The organism is Winogradskyella endarachnes (genome assembly GCF_009741275.1).
Classification (GTDB): domain Bacteria; phylum Bacteroidota; class Bacteroidia; order Flavobacteriales; family Flavobacteriaceae; genus Winogradskyella; species Winogradskyella endarachnes.
In genome coordinates this window covers 212,973-228,934 of the sequence record NZ_WOWS01000002.1, presented here as the reverse complement: position 1 = coordinate 228,934, position 15,962 = coordinate 212,973, and the positions used below count along the sequence as shown (strand labels likewise).

The window sequence follows — 15,962 nt, the reverse complement described above, 5'->3', positions numbered from 1 at the left end:
AAAAATCCGTGCGAAATTACAAATTTATGCTTAAAAAAGCAGGCGAAATAAAAGCATCTTTTCTTATTTGTAATGATTTTAAATAATAAGTGTGTTTTATGGGCATGAATTTTGATTATCTTTACACAACGTACTTATTTAATGATGAAAAAAAATATTTTTAACCTCCTTTTAATCATAATTTTACCTTCAACTTTAATTTCTCAGGTAGCCATTGAAGTTATTCCTCCAGATTTTATTAAAACCATAACATTTAAAAGTAATACTACCGAAGGACAGCTTCCTATATTAGAGCTTGGGGAAACTTTAGAATTAGAATTTGATGCGCTCACTGCAAACGAAGAAGACTTTTATTATGTTATTGAGCATTTTAATTTTGATTGGACACCTTCCAATCTTGTAAAATCTGAATACCTTAAAGGATTAGATTATCAAAGAATTCAAACCTATGAGAATTCATTCAATACCTATCAAATATATTCGCATTACAATCTAACCATTCCTAACACACAAACCCTTGCGCTATTAAAGAGTGGAAATTATATGATTTCTATTTACGATGATTATGATGAGCTTATGTTTAGCAGAAAATTTATGATTTATGAAAATATTGCTACTGTAGGTGTTAGTGTAAAACGCAGTAGAGATGTTAAGGTCATAGCCGAAAAACAATCTATAGATATGGTCATCTCAACGACTAATTTAAATTTAAACAATCCACTAGAAACTATTAGAACATTAATTATTCAAAACAACAACCTCAACACAGCAATTTCAAATCTTAAACCACAATACACTTTAGGTAATGAACTTATTTATAAATACGATACTGAATCTTCTTTTTGGGGAGGAAACGAATATTGGAATTATGAAAATAAAGATGTTAGAGCCGCAAATGTTGGTGTTCAATTTATTAAACTAAAAGACATTTACCACAACTACTTGTATACTAATGTTTCAAGAAAAAACCAACCGTACACCTATAATCCTGATATAAATGGAAATTTTTTAGTGACAGCAATAGACAGTGATGACGTAGATATTGAAGCAGACTATACAATGATACATTTTTCATTATCTAATGACGAAATACAAAATAAAGACGTTTATATATATGGAAATTTCAATGCATACGCTATTGAACCCTTAAACAAAATGGATTACAATACTGAAAGTCAACGATATGAAAAAACAATGTTACTAAAACAAGGTTTTTACAACTATAAATATGTAGTAGTAGACCAAGAAACCGATGCTATTGATGAAGGTGCCATTAGTGGTAATTACTGGCAGACCGAAAACAATTACAAAGTACTAGTTTATTATAGAGATCTTGGTGCACGTTACGATCGCCTTATTGGTTACGGTGAAGCTTCATCTACAAATATTACCAACTAAAAAAACATTTCTTATTAATTTCTCTTAATTTCTTACTAAATGCAGACAGATATTGCTTTATTTACTCAACTATGTGATACCATCTTAAAAGAAGAACTACAAGAACCAGTTGCTAAACCTATTCCTGCGTCAAAATTATATGACACCTTAGATTTATCATTACAGTCTGAAGCAATTATAGACGAGCAATTAAAATCAATTTTAATAACACTTATTAAAAGCACTCCAAAAACAGCTTCAAAATCATTTTTTAATCAACTATTTGGAGGCAGAATAGGCAAGGCTACACTTGGCGAATTACTTGCGGTGATGTTTAATAATAGCATGTACACCTATAAAGTTGCAGGACCACAAGTTGGCATAGAAAAACAGGTATTAAAAAATATATGCAAATTAGCTGGATATCCTGATAACAGTGAAGGTACATTAGCTCCTGGAGGTTCTATGAGTAATATGATGGCGCTCATTATGGCAAGAGATTATAAAAACAAATCTGCAAGAACAGAAGGCTTATCTAAACCAATGACGCTATACACATCTAAAGAGTCTCATTATTCAATTGCTAAAAATGCTGCTTTAACAGGAATTGGCAGAAACCAAGTTCGCTTAGTTAATACCAATAATAAGGGCGAAATGCTTGCAGAGCACCTTAATGAATTAATAACTGAAGATATAAAAAATAACTTAGAACCTTTTTTTGTTAATGCCACTGCTGGCACAACTGTTCTTGGTGCTTTTGATGATATTGAGGCAATAAGTAAAGTCTGTAAAACACATCAATTATGGTTACATGTTGATGGCGCTTATTGCGGAAGTGTAATTTTTAGTAAATCATACAAACATCTTATAAAAGGTATAGAACACTCAGATTCTTTTAGTGTAAATGCACACAAAATGTTAGGCACACCTTTAAGCTGTTCTATTATAATTACAAAACACAAAGAGCAGCTTTACAATTCATTTTCTAACGATGCTGAATATTTATATCAAACAGATGAAGATGACTTTAATCCAGGAAAAACATCATTACAATGCGGCAGAAGAAACGACGCTCTAAAGCTTTGGACACTTTGGAAATCTGTTGGAACTAATGGTCTAGAAAAAATTGTAAATAAACAATTTGAAATGGCACAAATTGCAAGAGATTATATAAATAACCATAAAGATTACACCCTTTACAGTTTTGATAATTCTATTTCGGTATGTTTTAATTATAAAAATGTTTCTGCTAATACATTATGTACTGCTTTATATAAGAATTCTGAACTTATGGTAGGTTTCGGAAAATTCAATAATAATGAGTTTGTAAGAATGGTTACCATTAATAGTTTGCTAGAAAAAGAAGATATTTTTCACTTTTTTGATACTTTAGAAGCATCCGCAGAGAAGATTTGTTAAAAATCACTACCACTTAACTGAATTTTAATGCTTCATTCATAATTTATGTTATTTTAGCATAGAACAATAATCAAAACCATGGTACAACAAGTAACAAGCGGAATTAAAATCTCGGTAGAGACTAATTTTGAAGGTACGTTTTACAAAAACTACAAAGTACACTTTGCATTTGGTTACAAAGTAATAATTGAAAACCAAGGTAAAGATTCTGTACAATTAAATACTAGACACTGGAGGATTCTAGACGCTCTTAATAATGAAGAGATTATAGAAGGTGAAGGTGTTATTGGAAAGAAACCCGTTTTAAAACCAGGAGAATCACACACGTACAACTCTGGTTGCCTTTTAACATCACCATTTGGTGCTATGCAAGGTCACTACAATATGATAAACTTATCTAAAACAAATAAGTTTAAAGTATACATTCCTTCTTTTAAATTAAGTGCGCCTTTCGCCCTTAATTAGTAATCTCTTAGAAAATTAAATCTAAATTGTTTACCTGATTGTTCTACGGTAAAAAACAAACAATGAGAAGGATGTAAAAACTTATATTTTTTGTTAATATTAAATCCTTCAGAATCTACTTCGTATACGCTATCACAATCTATAGTACCGTAAGGAGATATACGTTTACACCTAAATTCTTTTTCAAGTTTTAAGTTATAAAGTTCAAACCAGGCTCCTGCTCCAATACCTTCTAACCATTGTGAATGTTTAGCCGCTGAAGACACATGCTTTGGTTGTAAATTCCCAATAAAATTAGGTTCAAAATTATTTAATTTATCTAAAAAACAACGTCTATTCTCAGATTTAGAAGTTGACTTAAACTCAGAAATATTCCCTAAATCAGAAACCTCATAAACCTTATTTTGAGTATCAGCAATTTCAACATTACCCACAGTACTAGGTGTAAATCGCTTAGATTTAATCAGCTTCTTTTTAATAGAATCGTTATTTACAGAATTAATTATGGTATCAGTAACAAACCGAGCGCAGTTGCTACCATTTTTATAAAACGCACCGTACCTAACAAAAATTTTATTTTGCAATTGCATAATATAATTTTTCGCTCTATTATAATCAATGGCAGCACAAACAGAAGCCACAAGCTTTCCATCACCATGCGTAAGTTTAGGATGTGTAGCAAGAAAGCTTAAAATTTCATTTAAATTGATGATTTTTTCATTATCAATGTTTGCTTTTAATGGAAAATCTAATTCATTATCTGTTAATTTTCCTCTCACTCTACCATAACCTTGAGGCGTTGTATATCTTCCAAAATCAAAATACTCTATACAACCTGTAGATTTATCAATTAACACTAAAGCTGCATGCCCAGCACGAACGTAATTAGCACAACCAATATTAAAGTATTTAAGGTATGACACTAACTTTTCATCAGAAATCCTAACTATAGTATCAGGATAAGCAAGAGAAATAATAAAAGCATCATTTTTTAACATAAACAAAAGGTCGAGTTTAACTACGGCAACTTACAAAATTTATATTTCAACATTTACACAACTATAACATTTCAAAAAATAATTCTCTTTTAAAAATTGTACCTTTGCACTTTTAAAAAAACAATCTAAAAAACAAATATATTATGGGAAAAGGATTCTTTAATGTACCTGTAGCAGTCAATGAGCCTGTGAAGTCTTATGCACCTGGTTCTCCAGAACGTAAAGCCGTAAAAGAAGCATATAAAACCATGTTTAACAGTAAAGTTGAAGTCCCAATGTACATCAACGGTAAAGACGTTAAAACTGGAAATACCAGAACTATGTCTCCACCACACGATCACAAACATATCGTTGGCGAATACCATATTGCAGAAAAGAATCATGTTGAAGATGCTATATCTACAGCTTTAGAAGCACGTAAATCTTGGTCTCAAATGCCTTGGGAGCAACGTGCAGGTATTTTCTTAAAAGCTGCTGAATTAATTGCCGGTCCTTACAGAGCTAAAATTAATGCTGCAACTATGATTGCCCAATCTAAAACCATACACCAGGCAGAGATTGATGCGGCTTGTGAATTTATAGATTTCTTACGTTTTAATGTTCAGTTTATGACGGACATCTACATGGAACAACCAGAAAGTACAAGTGATGCATGGAACCGTGTAGAATACAGACCTCTTGAAGGATTCACATACGCAGTAACACCGTTTAACTTTACAGCAATTGCAGGAAATTTACCAGCTTGTATGGCATTAATGGGTAATGTTGTGGTTTGGAAACCAAGTGATAGCCAAGTTTATTCTGCTAAAATAATCATGGATATTTTTAAAGAAGCAGGTGTACCAGATGGTGTAATTAATGTTGTGTTTGGTGATCCAGTTATGATTACTGAAACGGTTTTATCTAGTCCAGATTTTTCTGGTTTACATTTCACTGGTTCTACTTTTATATTTAAAGAATTGTGGAAACAAATTGGGAACAATATCCATACGTACAAAACGTACCCTAAAATTGTAGGAGAAACAGGAGGAAAAGATTTTATTGTTGCCCATAAATCTGCCGTACCTAAACAAGTAGCAACAGCTATTTCTCGTGGTGCATTTGAGTTTCAAGGACAAAAATGTAGTGCAGCATCTAGAGCATATATTCCTAGCAATTTATGGGAAGAGATTAAAACCCTTGTCATTGAAGATGTAAATTCTTTTAAACAAGGCTCACCAGAAGATATGAGCAATTTTATTACTGCGGTAATACATGAAGGTTCTTTTGATAAACTAGCCAAATATATTGATGAAGCTAAAGCCTCAAATGAAGCAGAAATAATTGTTGGTGGCGGTTATGATAAATCTAAAGGTTATTTTATTGAACCTACAGTTATCGTTACAACAAATCCAAAGTACGAAACAATGTCTACAGAATTATTTGGCCCAGTGATAACCATTTACGTTTATGACGAAGACCAATATTCTGAAACGTTAAAACTGGTTGATGAAACTAGTGAGTACGCATTAACAGGCGCAATATTATCTACTTGTCGTTATGCTATTGAAGAAGCTACTAAAGCCTTACAAAACTGTGCTGGTAACTTCTATATTAATGATAAGCCAACTGGTGCTGTTGTGGGACAACAACCATTTGGTGGTGCAAGAGCATCAGGAACAAACGATAAAGCGGGTAGTGCTCAAAATTTATTACGTTGGGTATCTCCTAGATTAATCAAAGAAACGTTTGTAACTCCTGTAGATTACAGATACCCTTTCTTAGGATAATATCTTCTTATTTTTAAAATACTAAATCCTTAGGAGTGAAAATTTCTAAGGATTTTTTTATGCGTAAAAATGGATGAAAAATTTTCAAATCATTACATAAAAAAACCTGAACAATATACTGTTCAGGCTTTTCTATCAATTTATTTTCAAACGATTACTCGTAAGATTTATCTTCATTTATATGTGCAAACTGAGAATTTTTAGCAGTATTATCAGACCCCACAACCATGGCTGCAATGCTAAGATTATCTAACACATAATTATCTGGCACTGTTATTGTAAAAGAAGTAATATACTCCGTTAAAGCAGCTGTAGCAGGTATAGCATCACCAAGAACACTAGTTAAAGAATTCCTTAAAACTTCATTATGTTCAAAATCCGGAATTACATCTCCCATATTATAAAACGGGCTTGTAGCATCACCATTGTAATAATTTACTTGGTCGTTAATAATTTCGTCTTCAAGTAAATACACCACCAACTTATCACCCATTTCAGAACCGTCTTCATATACAACATTAACCTGTACTGTTAACTCATTACCTTCTAATTCAGAATTTATAGCCAAAGCTAAGTCGGTATCCAAACCTGCAATACTTGTAATATCACTATTAGCATGTGGATTTTGCCAGTCTGTGTTTCTATTTATTTTAGCTGCAGGAAAACCTTCAATATCAAAAGCATCCTTTAATGTTTGTACCTGATTAAAGTGCATTGGGTCCTCAAAGCTATTTGCCGTCTCGTGTATTGCAATTACGGTAATATCCTCTGTTTCTTCATGTAAAGAAGATAAGGCCGCAGAGACTCTAGGACAAAAGCCACACCAAGTCCCTGTGTAATCTTCAACAACTATTTTTCTTTTAGGAATAATAACACTAAAACTTTCTGTATCTGTAGTAACTTCAAATCCATTTTGAATATAAACACCATATACTTCAAAATCACCAACTACACTAGAAGAAAAATCAGAACCAAATACTGGCTCATCATTAACATAAAACGTAGTTATATCAGTAACATCTTCTCCCTCACTAGTCACCACCTTAAATGGAATGTTTTGATCAATCAAAGATGCCTTTCTTACAAAACTGTCTTCATCTAATAAAGTAACTGGAGTCGTTAGTGGTTCATTGTCTTCAGTTTTACTGCAAGAAACAGCTACAATAAGAATTAATAGCAAAAATAACTTTGGCATTTTTTTTGAAATCATAGTAATAGTATTGTTTTTCGCTAAATTAATTAATTTTTAGAACAACGATACTTTTGACAAAAATTTAACTAATATTGTGTATCAATTTTCCAAGATTTAATTATGAAAAAACAAATTCTATTTTTTTGCTTTGCAATAATCAGCTTCTCAACTATTGCTCAAAACGACTTGCCTAATGCAGACCTAACAACAATTGAAGGTAAATCTATTAATTTAATTGATGCTACAAATGAAGATGGTATCACCATTGTTTCACTATGGGCAACATGGTGTGTACCATGCTTAAAAGAATTAGATGCTATTAATGATGTTTACGATGAATGGCAAGAGGAAACTAACGTAGAACTTTTAGCTGTTTCTGTAGATGATAGCAGAACTATAAAACGCGTTAAATCTTTAGTAAATGGTAAAGATTGGGATTACACTGTTTTATTAGATACTAATAGCGACCTAAAACGCGCTTTAAATGCATCAAGTATACCTTTAACCATTTTAGTTAAAGATGGTAAAATAGTTTATGAACACTCTGGTTATAGTCCTGGTGCAGAATCAGAATTATTTGAAAAAATCAAAGAGCTTTCTAACGACTAAAACCTCTTCCTCTTACCGCTAACCACAACCAATTTATGATGAAAAAAATAATCATTCTAGCTACGCTATTTTTAAATCTAAACTTTATAGCAGCTCAAGAATCGGGTAATTTTTATGGTGGACTAGAATCTAACTCGCAATGGCTTCAAACAGATGAAGGCATTAATTTTTTAGCACCAGACGACCAATTTAGAGCAAATAATTATGTGCTATTAAACTATAACTTAGGTAATTTTACCGCAGGTGTTCAATATGAATCTTATTTACCATCCGCTCTATTAGGATATGATCCTATCTTTGATAATCAAAATGAAATTGCTACCTACTATGTTAACTATAAAGATAAAAGCTTGGATATTACGGGTGGATATTTTTATGAACAATTTGGAAGTGGCTTAATTTTAAGATCCTGGGAAGATAGACAACTTGGATTAAACAATGCCCTAAAAGGATTAAACATAAAAGTAGATGTAACTGAAGATTTAAGTATTAAAGGTGTTTTTGGGAAACAACGTCATGGCTTTGAAGAATCTGAAGGAACGATACAAGGTTTAGACACCGAACTAAGTTTAAGTGATGCACTAAATATTGAAACTGTAGATATTCAACTTGGTGCGAGCTATGTAGCCAGAAACCAAGACACTAATGGAAATGAAGCATTACCATCTACGGTTGGTGCCTATAGTGGACGATTAGATTTTATCCTTAATAACTTTTACGCTGGTGTTGAAGCTGTAATTAAAGATCCTGATGCCATCGCTAATGAAGGTGTTCTATCTTCTAATAAATTATATGACGGTACAGCTTTACAAGTAAACGCAGGTTACGCTAAAAAAGGATTAGGTATTAATGCCACATTTAGAAGATTAGAAAATTTTAGTTTTTATTCTGATAGATTAGCAGAAGGTAATATTTACAATCAACAAGTTCTTAATTATGTCCCTGGTTTAACCAAACAACAAGATTACCTATTAACAAACATTTACGTATATAATCCTCAACCAAGATTAATAATAGAATCGTTTGATCAACGTTCTGGTGAAGTTGGCACACAAATAGATTTGTATTATTCATTTAAAAAAGGAACTACTTTAGGTGGGAAATATGGCACAAAACTAGCTGCTAATTTTTCTTATTGGGGCGGATTAGATGCTGAATACAATATTGAAAACCGTTGGTATAAAGCTAAATTTATAGGTAAAGGTCATCAATTGTTTAGAGATTTTAATTTAGAAATTAAGAAGAAATGGTCTAAAAAATGGAGCTCAGTACTAACTTATCAAAATGTAATCGTAGATAAAGGCGTAGTAGAAGGTGGCCCTTTAGGAAATAGTTCTATTCTAGCAAACATTGGTGTAGTTGAATCTACAAGACGTTTTGATAACGGAAAAGCCTTACGCATTGTAGCACAACATTTATGGAGTGATGACGATCGTAAAAATTGGGCAGCTGGAGTTTTAGAATATAATTTCTCCACGCGTTTAGCCGTTTACGCTGCTGATAATTGGAATTACGGTGGAGATAATAAAATTCATTACTATAGTTTAGGAGGAAGTTACAGTAAAGGGAACACAAGATTAGGACTTAATTACGGAAGACAACGAGGCGGACTTATTTGTATTGGAGGCGTGTGTAGATTTGTACCAGAAAATACAGGTTTAAGTGCAAACTTAACAATCGCCTTTTAATTACATCTATTAAAAACAACACTTAAACGATATTCATAACTGAATATCGTTTTTTTTATACCATAACTTTGTCCCAATTACACATTTAGCTATATTGAAAAATCAATTTTAACAAAACTTTAATTAAATCTTCCAACTATGATTAAAAAAATTACTCTTTCTCTTCTGCTTTGTTTAACGCTTTCCCAGTTAGCAACCGCACAAACAATTTTTACAGAAGGTTTTGAAGGCGCCTCTTTTCCGCCTACAGGATGGACTTCCTTCATGGGAACAAATGGTGTAGGTACTGCAAATGATTGGATTCAAGTAACGTATCCAAATACAGGTACATACGCAGCTGCAAACATTTACGAAAATGTTGCTGTAGGAATAGCTGAAGATTGGTTGGTTACCAGTCAAATTGATTTAACATCGGCTACAAATGCTGAATTACGTTTCTATTCAACAGAAACGTATACCTCTACAAATTACGGTTCTACCTATGAAGTAAAAGTGTCTACAACCTCACAAACTACCCATGCTGACTTTACAACTGTTGCCAGTTACACAGAAGCTAATATTGGTAGTGGATGGACACTTCAATCTGTTGATTTATCTGCTTATGACGGCATGATGGTTTATATTGCTTTTGTACACTATAATGATGATGGTGACAATTGGGTAATTGATGACATAGAAGTAAGGTCTCCTCTAAATTTAGATGCTGAATTAGAAAACGTTAGTCTTAACAGATACGCACTTATATCAACAGACAACTTATTATCTTTTGACGTATTTAACAATGGTATTTCAACTATAACCTCTCTAGATGTGTCATGGAGTGATGGCACCAATACTTATTCTGAAAACTTCACCGTTAACATTGCTCCAGGTGCAACAGAAACAGTTAATCACACAACGCCAGTTAACTATAGTACAGTAGAAGAAAAAAACATTTCTGTAACTATAAATAATGTTAATAGCAGTATGGATGGTGATAGTTCTAATAATTCATTAAATACTGATTTTAACACCGTATCTCAATCTGGAATTAAAGCCGTATTTATTGAAGAAGCTACCGGGACATGGTGTGGTTGGTGTCCTAGAGGTGCTGTTGGTTTAGATTACATGACTTCTACGTATCCAAATACAGTTGTGGGTGTAGCTGTACATAACGCTGACCCAATGGTATTAACTGAATATGATGCAGGAATTGGAAATTATATCTCTGGCTATCCAAGTGGTGCTGTAGATCGTAAATATGGAGACGTTAATCCTTCACAAGCAAATTTACAAGCTATTTATGACGCATTAAATACTGAAATAGTACCTGTAGATTTATCAATAGGAGCCACTCAAAATGGTAATGATTTAATCATTTCAGCACAAAGTAATTTCTACTCAAACTTCAGTAATGCCAATTTTAGATTAGGTGTTATAATTACTGAAGATGGTGTTACAGGTACTGGAGACGGAACCAATACTAACAATCAAGATTATGACCAAGTTAATTATTATGCTGGAGGTGCAAATGGAGTAATGGGAGGTTATGAAAACTTAGGTGACCCAGTACCAGCAACACAAATGGTTTATAACCACGTAGGTATAGCTTTACTTGGAGGTTTCTATGGTCAAGAAAACTCTGTTCCATCAATTATTAATAACGGAGACAGTGCTTCTTATAATTTTAACTACACAATACCAACTACAAGTACGGAATCAAATATTCATATTGTAGCCGTATTATTAGATGCTACGGATGGAAGCGTAGTTGGAGCCAAACAAGCCACTATTGCCGAAGCACTGAGTGTAGAAGAAGTATCAGGAATAGACTCTATTAAAATACATCCTAATCCTGCTAAGGATAGAATAAATATTTCATTTCAAGAAAGTAATGGAGACTACAATGTAACGGTTACAGATATGTTAGGTAGAACTGTTATCAACACTAATTATGAAGGTTTATTTGGAATTCAAAACATAGAATTACCAATATCTAATTTAAATGCAGGACATTATGTTATGCATATTAATGATGGAAATAGATCTTATAGTTCTAAATTTATTGTAAATAAATAAAACCTAAAAAACTAAATACAAAGGGAAGTATATAGCAATATGGTACTTCCCTTTTCATTTTTAAGTACAAGATCGCGTATATTTGAAAACAACCTGTACCCGATTTATAAAAATTTTTAAATTAAATATTATGAAAAAAAAATTACTTTTAATGAGCTTCATTCTAACTTCATATATATCTTTTGCTCAATTTGAAGTAAAGAATCAAAGCGACAACAGTACCTTAACCGAAGGACAAGTGTTATCTTTCTCTGAAGCTAGCTGTGGCTATTCTGACCCTTGCAATTTTAAATTTGATGTTACAAATACATCTACAGAAGACATATCTATGAGGATATTTGTAGACAACCTTGTAGGTACAGATGGTTCTAACTTTCAACTATGTTTTAACGGTGTATGCTTAAATGATGTATCTTTAAATAGTGGTTACCCAAATACTCCAGCACCCATTTCCGTTGGATCTACTAATAGTGCCGGAAACAGTTTATGGAATTTAAACCCGAGCGGAACAACACAAGCTATGAGTTGGACATTCAGATTTCAGGCCTATGACGCAGCAGGTGCTTTTCCTATAGGAACACCTTTAACAATTACTTATAGTTACGATTCTAGTTTAAGCATAGAAGGTTCTGAATTATCTACGTTAGAAGTTTACCCTACAAGTGCTAATAATGAATTAAACGTGTCTTCTAATGAAGATTTATCCGTTGAAATATTTGACTTACTTGGACGTAACGTAAAGCAAGATAATATTGTATCTGGAACTGATACTATAGACATTTCTAATTTAAGCGCTCAACCTTATATTATTAGATTCACAAATAATTCTGGTAACACCATCACAAAAAAAATTATAAAGAAATAATAATACCTCAACCTCACTAATAAAAAAACCGTTTGATTATTTTCAAACGGTTTTTTGTTTTTACCTCTAATACAATGATTTTGGTGAAATATTATCTAAATAGATTCCGAGTTTATTTATATAATTAACGCTATACCCTTTTTTTAAATTCTGGTTGGCAAAGAATATAGTTTCGTCATTATGACCTATTAGTTTAATTGTTAACTTATCTGTTTGTTTGCTTAAAATTATGTATTTCACATTATTATCATAAGCGATGGATCCAGAAAGATAAACAACACCAGATTCTAATTTATTATTTTTAAAAATAGCTTTGTTTTGTTCAGTACCGCTTTTATCGTACCTAATGACTTCACCATTTATATAATATTTATCTACTGAATATTTTAGTCGTTTTTTATTAGAATCTTTATAGTATGCAATGGATTCTACTTCTTCGCCATTTTCATATTTAGAAACGCATTTACCATTTTCATCATAAGATACTTTTTTTGTTATAAACCCGTCACTAAAGGTTTCTTCTGTTGGTGTGGTATTATAACTGTTATTTATTATTTTTTTTCCTTCAAAAGGTTTGTCATCTTTAAATATTAGAGTAGAAACAATTTCCCCTTTATCATTATAATAAATAGCTTCTCCATTTAACAAATCGTTTTTATAGGTCTTAGTATTTAACAATTCACCTCTAGAGTTATATGTTTTAAAAACACCATCTTTTTTATTTTTTACATACTGACCTTTTTCTAATATTTGGTTTTGATTGTAACTATACTTTTCATAAATGCCATCTTTTACCCCATTTTTGATGTCTAATTTTATACGAGAACTAGAGTCATAGATTGTTCCACTCCATGGTAAACCATCTTTATAAATTGCTTCTGCAAATAATTGACCATCTTTGGAGTAATATTTAGAACAACATGTTACATCAATTTCTTCTATTAAAACAGGGTTTATTTGGTTATAACTTCTATTTAATCCATAATCGTATTTTTTCAATTTAATTAACGCTCCATTTTTTTCTTCTTTTCTAATTTGAATTACATTAGACTCATAGAAGAATTCATATAAAACACCATCTTTTTTTGTATAATCATAAGTTCCTATAAGTTCTTCCTTCTCATTATAAAATTTACCTAACGTTTTATTGTATCCTTTATAGGTTATGTCACTTTGTTTAGAGCCATTGTTATAATAAACAACTTCTCTAATTTTATCGTAAGTACCACTTTTATAATACTCTGTACGCTTATAGATTTGTTTTGTTTTGTCCTCTAAGGTTTTAGGCCTGTAGTTAGTTCTTTCTATTAAATAACCATCCTTAAAGGTTTCAATGCTAGAAAACTCTGTATCATAACCAGGATAAAATCGTTTTCCGTTTAAAGCTTTTGCATAGTTATTTTTATAATCTATCTCTAAAGTTCCTATAATTAGACCTTCTTTATTAAAATAAGTTTCGGCCTCTTGAGTCTTCTCACAAAAAACCATCTTAGTTTTTGGATAATAACTCACCTCCTTTATAAGTTTTCCCTCCTTGTAAGTTGATGTTTTATCACCTATAATCTCTGTACCTGTATAGGGATAATCATTTTTATACCTAATACGGGCTATTTCCTCACCTTTATTATTATAACTAACCTGTAGTTCTTTTGTATTGTTATTATAAGTAGTTTCAGATTTTAAAATTCCATTATCGTAAAACAATTGATATTTAATTAATTTTGCATCCTCAAATGTTTTTGTAGAGATTACAACACCTTCTCTACCTGCTTTATAACTATATGAAAAATGATATTCTGTTCCGGCTTTTGGTTTTAAATAACCATTATCAAGCGTGTAAGTTACACTTCCTAATTCTTTACCCTCAAGGGTATAAAAACTCTTTTTAAATTCTGGTTTTTGCTCAAATTTAGTTCTAACCTGTCCGTTTCTATAGTAAAAAGTCTCACCTAGATATTGACCAAAAGGGTAATAACTAATTTGCTGAACACGCATTGGCTGATAATAATAAAATACTTCTGCACCATTTCTATTACCATTATCTGCTTCATTTAACTCCGCTATTAGTTCTCCTTTTTTATTATAATATTTTGAAAGAAAACGACGCCCTTTTTTTAAAGAATAGGTTTCATAACGAATACCATTAATATCTCCATCATATACAATATCTATAATTGTATCGTTCTTAATTTCTGTGTAAAAACTACTTTGTCCTCTACCTCTATTAGTTGCACCTTTAATAAAATAACCATTCTTATAGATAGCAATTAATTTCTTTTTACCGAGAAATGAAATAAATTCTCCATTTAATCTATTGTTTTCATAGTTACCGCTTTGATTTATTGAACCATCTTCATTATACCAAGTTACTTCACCATGAAACACGGCCGTATCTTTATTTTTAGATAAGGCACTCATTTGAGGCTGACCTGAAACATAAAAGTCTACAATTCTATATAAATCGCCTTCTTTTTTAATTGGAGGACGGTAAAATGCAGCACTGTCTTTTATAGTTTCTTTCCAACCTATATCATAATAAATAGTGTCTTGCTGAGCGCTTAAAGTCTGAATTAGACCAAAAACAAACAGCATGTAAAATTGAAATCCTTTTTTAAAATTTAAAATCATGATGGGTTAATTATTTAAATTAATTTTTAACAAACTAATAGCTAATGCATTAAAAAAACGATTACTACTATTTAGAGAGTGTAAATTTCGAGATTAAAAAGATTTTAATTCACCCTGTTTTCAGGGGTTTTAGAGTTAGGCAAAACCACTATGCTGTTAATATACTTTATGGTTTATACTTTAACGGTAAGTGAATCACTTTTTTTGTTTCAAAAAATGGTTCTTCAAAATAATCAGATAATAAATACGCTTTTACGGTTTTATATTGCTTTAACTCTTCGGTTAAATCACCGCCTTTAAGATAGAGAATACCGTTTTTTAATTCGTTTTTCTGGGTTTTAGCTATTTTTCCTTTTACCCAAGTGGTAAATTCTGGCATTGTGGTAACTGCCCTACTTACAATAAAATCGAAAGTATCATTTATAGCCTCTACTCTACTATGTGTTGTTTTTACATTGGTGAGCTCAATAGCCTCAGTCACAGCATTAATAACTTTAAGCTTTTTGTTAATACTATCAACCAAATGAAAATGACATTCTGGAAATAGTATAGCCAAAGGTACACCCGGAAATCCGCCACCTGTACCTACATCTAGAATTGATGATCCATCCGTAAAATTCATCACCTTTGCAATACCCAAGGAATGTAAGACATGTCTTAAATAAAGCTCATCAATATCTTTTCTAGAAATTACATTTATTTTGCTGTTCCAGTCTTTATAAAGTGCTTCTAAAGCTTCAAATTGTTGAATTTGATGTTCGCTAAGATTTGGGAAGTATTTAAGGATCAATTTCATTACTAAAAAATTTAAGCAAAAATACTTAAATTTAAACTGTATAAATTATGTTAACTTGGATAAGGTTGATTTTTATTTATTAACTATCTTTGCTTTGT

Annotated in this window: 12 protein-coding genes; 8 read left to right on the top strand and 4 right to left on the bottom strand. The window is 31.6% G+C overall.

From position 1 onward, the window contains the following. Positions 1-144: 144 nt before the first annotated feature. The 3 genes from GN138_RS05660 to apaG all read left to right on the top strand — a co-directional run bounded on the left by GN138_RS05660 (position 145) and on the right by apaG (position 3,261). Positions 145-1,398, top strand: a complete 1,254-nt coding sequence (locus tag GN138_RS05660; RefSeq protein ID WP_157363342.1) for a type IX secretion system plug protein — start codon at positions 145-147, stop codon at positions 1,396-1,398. 39 nt (positions 1,399-1,437) lie between these two features. After that, positions 1,438-2,796, top strand: a complete 1,359-nt coding sequence (locus tag GN138_RS05655) for a pyridoxal phosphate-dependent decarboxylase family protein (RefSeq protein WP_157362823.1) — start codon at positions 1,438-1,440, stop codon at positions 2,794-2,796. 78 nt (positions 2,797-2,874) lie between these two features. Next, complete coding sequence (apaG, locus tag GN138_RS05650) at positions 2,875-3,261, top strand: Co2+/Mg2+ efflux protein ApaG (RefSeq protein WP_157362822.1); 387 nt, start codon at positions 2,875-2,877, stop codon at positions 3,259-3,261. Here the strand turns inward: apaG and GN138_RS05645 are convergent. Then, on the bottom strand, positions 3,258-4,259 hold the full coding sequence (locus GN138_RS05645) for a DUF6695 family protein (protein WP_157362821.1): 1,002 nt from the start codon (positions 4,257-4,259) through the stop codon (positions 3,258-3,260). The genes apaG and GN138_RS05645 overlap by 4 nt on opposite strands. Positions 4,260-4,402: 143 nt before the next feature. Between GN138_RS05645 and pruA the strand changes: the two genes are divergently transcribed. Continuing rightward, positions 4,403-6,028: an L-glutamate gamma-semialdehyde dehydrogenase gene (gene pruA, locus GN138_RS05640; RefSeq protein ID WP_157362820.1), complete on the top strand. Its 1,626-nt coding sequence runs from the start codon at positions 4,403-4,405 to the stop codon at positions 6,026-6,028. A 154-nt stretch (positions 6,029-6,182) separates the two neighbouring features. On the opposite strand, the gene GN138_RS05635 is transcribed toward pruA, so the two are convergent. Further along, positions 6,183-7,238, bottom strand: coding sequence for an Omp28-related outer membrane protein (locus GN138_RS05635; RefSeq protein WP_157362819.1), 1,056 nt, complete (start codon positions 7,236-7,238; stop codon positions 6,183-6,185). A gap of 102 nt (positions 7,239-7,340) precedes the next feature. Between GN138_RS05635 and GN138_RS05630 the strand changes: the two genes are divergently transcribed. The 4 genes from GN138_RS05630 (at position 7,341) to GN138_RS05615 (ending at position 12,440) form a co-directional block, all read left to right on the top strand. Then, a complete protein-coding gene (locus GN138_RS05630) occupies positions 7,341-7,829 on the top strand; it encodes a TlpA family protein disulfide reductase (RefSeq protein WP_157362818.1) in 489 nt (162 codons plus the stop codon). Between the two features lie 38 nt (positions 7,830-7,867). Further along, positions 7,868-9,517, top strand: coding sequence for a DUF6029 family protein (locus GN138_RS05625; protein WP_157363341.1), 1,650 nt, complete (start codon positions 7,868-7,870; stop codon positions 9,515-9,517). 138 nt (positions 9,518-9,655) lie between these two features. Next, positions 9,656-11,575, top strand: a complete 1,920-nt coding sequence (locus GN138_RS05620) for a T9SS-dependent choice-of-anchor J family protein (RefSeq protein WP_157362817.1) — start codon at positions 9,656-9,658, stop codon at positions 11,573-11,575. Positions 11,576-11,705: 130 nt separating this feature from the next. Beyond that, on the top strand, positions 11,706-12,440 hold the full coding sequence (locus tag GN138_RS05615; RefSeq protein ID WP_157362816.1) for a T9SS type A sorting domain-containing protein: 735 nt from the start codon (positions 11,706-11,708) through the stop codon (positions 12,438-12,440). A gap of 66 nt (positions 12,441-12,506) precedes the next feature. Here the strand turns inward: GN138_RS05615 and GN138_RS05610 are convergent, their stop codons facing one another. Together GN138_RS05610 and rsmG are read right to left on the bottom strand one after the other, a co-directional pair. Then, positions 12,507-15,068, bottom strand: a complete 2,562-nt coding sequence (locus GN138_RS05610) for a toxin-antitoxin system YwqK family antitoxin (protein WP_157362815.1) — start codon at positions 15,066-15,068, stop codon at positions 12,507-12,509. A gap of 166 nt (positions 15,069-15,234) precedes the next feature. Then, positions 15,235-15,864, bottom strand: coding sequence for a 16S rRNA (guanine(527)-N(7))-methyltransferase RsmG (gene rsmG, locus GN138_RS05605; protein WP_157362814.1), 630 nt, complete (start codon positions 15,862-15,864; stop codon positions 15,235-15,237). Positions 15,865-15,962: the final 98 nt, after the last annotated feature.